The organism is Streptomyces murinus, from assembly GCF_002154555.1.
GTDB classification, from domain to species: Bacteria; Actinomycetota; Actinomycetes; order Streptomycetales; family Streptomycetaceae; genus Streptomyces; species Streptomyces murinus.
The window spans coordinates 1-5,318 of the sequence record NZ_MUNF01000371.1 but is presented as its reverse complement, the minus strand read 5'-3'; the positions used below and the strand labels follow the sequence as shown (position 1 = coordinate 5,318).

Genomic DNA, 5,318 nt, shown 5'->3' with positions numbered 1-5,318 from the left:
ATCAGCTCGGCGGCGTGCAGCATCGCCTTGCTCGGGACGCAGCCGCGGTGCAGACAGGTGCCGCCCAGCCGGTCGCGTTCCACGAGGACGACGAAGAGGCCGAGGGCGGCGGCGCGCAGGGCGGTGGCGTAGCCGCCCGTGCCGCCGCCGATGACGATGACATCCGCGAGGTCCGTCGGATCCGCCGGGTCCGTGACATCCGCTGTGTGCGTGCTCATGCCCACCACCCTGCGGCCGCCCCTTGCCATGAGTCCAAGGCAATGTTCTTGTGGAATCCATGCGGAACGCTCATGGGAGGGCGGGCAGTTGAGCCTGCGGCAGATGGAGTACTTCGTGACGGTCGTCCAGGAGGCGTCCTTCACCCGCGCGGCCGACGCCCTGCATGTCACCCAGTCCGCGCTCTCGCACCAGATCAAGGCGCTGGAGAAGGAGGTCGGCGGGGCCCTGCTGGAGCGGCTGCCCCGGGGCGCCCGGCTCACCCCGATGGGCCGCGCGGCCCGCGCCGCCGCCGGGGCCGAGGGCGGCGAACTGCACATCGCCGCCCTGCACTCCATCGCCGTCGGCGCCCTTCCCGATGTCTTCGCCCGCTGGCGCGCCGACCGTCCCCGGGTCCTGCTGCGGCTGCACGAGTACGCGACCGCCGAGGCCCTGGAGGACGCCGTGCGGCGCGGCACCGCCGACCTCGCCATCGGCCCCGAGCCCGCCGAGCCGGCCGGCACCGTCGTACCGATCGGCGCGGAGGAGATCGTCCTGGTGGTGCCGTTCGACGACCGGCTCGCGGGCCGTTCGACGGTGACCCTGCCCGAACTGGCCGACCGGGCCTGGGTCCGCTGCGCCATGGAGCCCGTGGTGCACGGCGCCCGGTTCCTCGACTGGGCCTGCGGGCGGGCCGGGTTCACGCCCCGGACCGCCGTGTGGACCGAGCAGTCCTCGACGGCCGTGCGGATGGCCGCCGCCGGGGTCGGGGTGTGCGCCGCGCCCGCCCACATCGTGCGCGGCGCCGTGGGCGAGGACTGCGTGCTCCTGACGCCCGACCCCTCCTGGCGGCGCCCGCTGGCCGTCTACGCCCGCACGGAACCCACCGGAGCCGCCGCGGCCTTCGTGGACCTGCTGCGCACCCGCTGGCCCGCCGTGAGCGGCCTTCCGGAGCGGCCCGAGCGGCTGCCCCTCACGCCCGCGTGACCCGCTCCAGCAGCGCCACCGGTCGTGGCCCGAACAGGTCCGTGAGGCGTACCCGGCCGGTGAACTCCCGTTCGGGATCGAGCACATCGGCCCAGTGACCGGGCGGCAGCGGCAGGCCGGTGTCCCGCCAGCCGCCCGACTCCGCGAGCCGCAGCGAGAGCCGGGTCACCGCGGTGATCACCTCCCCGGAGCGGGTGAAGGCCGTGCAGTGCTGTGCCGCCGGGCCTTCCGCGGGCAGCGGATCGTAGGTCGCGGCGGCCCCGAAGACGTCGGGCCTGCGGGCGCGCAAGCGCAGTGCCGCGCACGTCAACGCGGCCTTCTCGCCCGGGTTCTCGGGCGGCAGGGACACCGGGCGGCGGTTGTCCGGGTCCACCAGCGCCCGGAACTCGCCCTCGGCGCCCTGGTACACGTCCGGGACGCCCGGCATCGTCAGGTGCACCAGGGCCGTGCCGAGGACGTTGGCCCGGATGTGCGGCTCCAGCGCCTTGCGGAAGGCGGTCACGCGCTCACCGGGCGGCCCGCAGGGACCGGCCGCGGCGAAGGCGGTCACGGCCTCCTCGTACGGCGTCTCCTGCTCGGTCCAGCTGGTGTACATCCCGGCCTCGCGCACATGCTTCAGCAGGTACTGACGGACCCGCTCCTCGTCGGCCGGGCCCAGCCCGAACACCGTCTGCCAGGCCGCCCAGGCCAGCTGCCGGTCCGGGGCGCCCTCCTCGGCCCGGGTCAGCCCGGTCACCAACTCAGCCCAGCGGCCCGGGCATTCGGTGAGGACGGCGAGGGCCGCGCGGACATCGGCGCTGCGCTTGGTGTCGTGCGTGGTGACGGCCGTACCGGTGAGCGGCCGCTCGCCTTGGACGCGGGCGCAGTACGTGTGGAACTCGCGCGGGGAGATCCCCGGCCGGCCCGGGTCGCCGCCCACCTCGGTCGCCGACAGCAGCGGCACATAGCGGTAGTACGCCGTGTCCTCCACCGACTTGGCCCGCAGCGCGGAGGCCGTCTGCGCGAACCGGGTGCGCAGCTCCAGCCGGTCGGCGTGGTCCGGCGCGGCCGGGTCCCCGGGCGTCTCGACGAGCAGGTGGCGTACGAGGTCGACGACCGCTGCCTCCTCGGGCACCACGAAGGCGAGCCGGGCCTCCTCGGCCGCTTCCTCGGTGATGACGGCGGCCGCGTCCCCGGAGGCGTACGGCCGGTAGACCCGCATCCGGACCAGGAGTTCCTCCAGGGCCGTGCGCAGCGCCCAGGGGGCCCGGTCGCGCAGCGCGAGGTCGGGGGAGTGCGCGCACAGCCGTACCGCGACCCGGGTGAGCCGCTCGGTCTCGGTGGCCAGCTCATGGGTGAGCACCTTGTAGGCGGCCCGGCGGGCCGTGGCGTCCCAGACGCCGCCCCGGTCCTGCTGCGGGGCCGCGAACCGCCGGTACTCGGTGAGGAGTTCGACCGCGCCGTCCGGGTCCGTGAACAGGCCGTCGACCCGGCGCAGCGCGTCGTAGCCGGTGGTGCCCGCGACCGGCCAGGAGGGCGGCAGCCGTTCGTCGTCGGCGAGGATCTTCTCGATCACCGTCCAGCGGCCGCCGCTCGCCTCGTGCAGCCGGGCGAGATAGGCGTCGGGGTCGGCGAGCCCGTCGGGGTGGTCCACGCGCAGCCCGTCGGCCACGCCCTCGTCCAGCAGCTGGAGGATCTTGGAGTGGGTGGCGTCGAACACCTCGGGGTCCTCCACCCGCAGCCCGATCAGCTCCGAGATGCTGAAGAACCGCCGGTAGTTCAGCTCGGTCCGGGCGAGCCGCCACCACACCGGGCGGTACCACTGGGCGTCCAGCAGCTCGGGCAGCGGCAGCCCCTCGGTGCCGGCGCGCAGCGGCAGGACCTGGTCGCGCAGCCGCAGCGTGTCGCCGTCGATCCGCAGCTGTTCCAGCTCGGCGCCGAGCGGGGCGCCGAGGACGGGCAGCAGCACCCGGCCGCCCCCCGCGTCCCAGTCGATGTCGAACCAGCGGGCGTAGGCCGACTCCGGTCCCTCGCGCAGCACCTCCCACAGGGCGCGGTTGTGCCCGGGCGCCATCGCCATGTGGTTCGGCACGATGTCCAGGACCAGGCCGAGGCCGTGCTCCCGGGCGGTCCGGGACAGCGCGCGCAGCCCCTCCTCGCCGCCGAGTTCCGCGCGGACACGGGTGTGGTCCACCACGTCGTAGCCGTGCGTGGAACCCGGGACGGCCTCCAGGACGGGGGACAGATGCAGATGGGACACGCCGAGCGAGGCGAGGTACGGGACGGCCGCCGCGGCGGCCGAGAACGGGAAGGCGGGCTGGAGCTGGAGCCGGTAGGTGGCCGTGGGCACCCCCGGTCCGGGTCGCGCAGAGGTCATGGAGACCTACGTACCCGCCCTGCCGCGTTTCGTGTCACCCGGACCGGGCCGTAGGGTGAGGCGGCGCATCCGCGCTCACCCACATGGCCCACGGCGCCCTACGCCGGACGGCGTAGGACCATGAGGCTGCGGTCCTTGAGGGTGAGCCGGTCGCCCGCCCCCGCCTTCGCCCCCGAACCTGGCGGGATCCCTTCGTCCCGGGCCGTGTCGACCACCACCTGCCACTGCCGGCCGTGGTTCACCGGCACCCGGAAGTCCAGCGGCTCCGGAGAGGCGTTGAACAGCAGCAGGAAGGAGTCGTCGGTGATCCGCTCGCCGCGCGGACCCGGCTCGGAGATGGCGTTGCCGTTGAGGAACACCGTCAGCGCGGACGCCCCGGCCGCGTCCCAGTCCCGCTGGGTCATCTCCGAACCCTGCGGGGTGAACCAGGCGATGTCGGACAGCCGGCCGTGGCTGCCCTCCACCGGGCGGCCGTGGAAGAAGCGGCGGCGGCGCAGCACGGGGTGGTCGCGGCGCAGCCACACCATGGTGCGCACGAACTCCAGCAGCTCCCCGCCGTCCTCGGGCCAGTGCAGCCAGGAGATCTCGTTGTCCTGGCAGTAGGCGTTGTTGTTGCCGCGCTGGGTACGGCCGAACTCGTCGCCGTGGCTGATCATCGGCACGCCCTGGGACAGCATCAGCGTGGCGAGGAAATTGCGCGTCTGGCGGGCGCGCAGCGCGAGCACCCCGGGGTCGTCGCTCTCGCCCTCGGTCCCGCAGTTCCAGGACCGGTTGTGGCTCTCGCCGTCCCGGTTGCCCTCCTCGTTGGCCTCGTTGTGCTTGTCGTCGTACGACACCAGGTCGCGCAGCGTGAAACCGTCGTGGCAGGTGACGAAGTTGATGGAGGCCAGCGGGCGGCGCCCGTCGTCCTGGTAGAGGTCGGAGGAGCCGGTCAGCCGGGAGCCGAACTCCGCGAGCGCGCGCGGCTCGCCCCGCCACAGGTCCCGTACGGTGTCGCGGTACTTGCCGTTCCACTCGGTCCACAGCGGCGGGAAGTTGCCCACCTGGTAGCCGCCCTCGCCCACGTCCCACGGCTCGGCGATCAGCTTCACCTGGGAGACCACCGGGTCCTGCTGCACCAGGTCGAAGAACGAGGACAGCCGGTCCACCTCGTGGAACTGCCGGGCCAGGGTCGCCGCGAGGTCGAAGCGGAAGCCGTCGACATGCATCTCGGTGACCCAGTAGCGCAGCGAGTCCATGATCATCTGGAGCACGTGCGGGGACCGCATCAGCAGCGAGTTGCCGGTGCCGGTGGTGTCCGTGTAGTAGCGGGGATCGTCCGTGAGCCGGTAGTACGACGGGTTGTCGATGCCCTTGAAGGAGAGCGTCGGGCCCAGGTGGTTGCCCTCGGCGGTGTGGTTGTAGACGACGTCCAGGATGACCTCGATCCCGGCCTCGTGCAGCGCCCGCACCGCCGACTTGAACTCCAGCACCTGCTGGCCGCGATCGCCCCAGGAGGCGTACGCGTTGTGCGGGGCGAAGAACCCGATGGTGTTGTAGCCCCAGTAGTTGCTCAGGCCCAGGTCCGCCAGCCGGTGGTCGTTGACGAACTGGTGTACGGGCATCAGCTCCAGCGCGGTCACGCCGAGCCTGGTCAGATGGTCGATGACCGCGGGATGGGCGAGCGCCGCGTACGTGCCGCGCAACTCCTCGGGGAGGCCCGGGTGACGCATGGTCAGTCCCTTGACGTGGGCCTCGTAGATCACCGTGTGGTGGTACTCGGTGCGCGGCGGCCGGTCGT

4 protein-coding genes are annotated in these 5,318 nt (G+C 73.2%); 1 reads left to right on the top strand and 3 read right to left on the bottom strand.

Annotation, left to right across the window (positions count from 1 at the left end):
• Nucleotides 1–218, bottom strand: a 218-nt coding sequence (locus CCN72_RS22350; protein WP_143664166.1) for an FAD-dependent oxidoreductase, incomplete at its 3' end; no start/stop codon positions are given.
• Between the two features lie 103 nt (nucleotides 219–321).
• Between CCN72_RS22350 and CCN72_RS22345 the strand changes: the two genes are divergently transcribed.
• The gene (locus tag CCN72_RS22345; protein WP_244174378.1) at nucleotides 322–1,182 is read left to right on the top strand and encodes a LysR family transcriptional regulator; all 861 of its coding nucleotides are present in this window, start codon (nucleotides 322–324) and stop codon (nucleotides 1,180–1,182) included.
• Here CCN72_RS22345 and treY read toward each other — a convergent pair.
• The gene (gene treY / locus CCN72_RS22340) at nucleotides 1,169–3,538 is read right to left on the bottom strand and encodes a malto-oligosyltrehalose synthase (RefSeq protein WP_244174376.1); all 2,370 of its coding nucleotides are present in this window, start codon (nucleotides 3,536–3,538) and stop codon (nucleotides 1,169–1,171) included. The genes CCN72_RS22345 and treY overlap by 14 nt on opposite strands.
• Before the next feature lie 98 nt (nucleotides 3,539–3,636).
• Nucleotides 3,637–5,318: glycogen debranching protein GlgX (glgX, locus tag CCN72_RS22335; RefSeq protein ID WP_086809055.1), on the bottom strand; the 1,682-nt coding region annotated here is incomplete at its 5' end.

Bases quoted from the DNA above. Each gene is read 5' to 3' on its own strand.
- CCN72_RS22345 (WP_244174378.1), top strand. From the start codon at position 322: ATGGAGTACTTCGTGACGGTCGTCCAGGAGGCGTCCTTCACCCGCGCG.
- treY (WP_244174376.1), bottom strand. From the start codon at position 3,538: ATGACCTCTGCGCGACCCGGACCGGGGGTGCCCACGGCCACCTACCGG.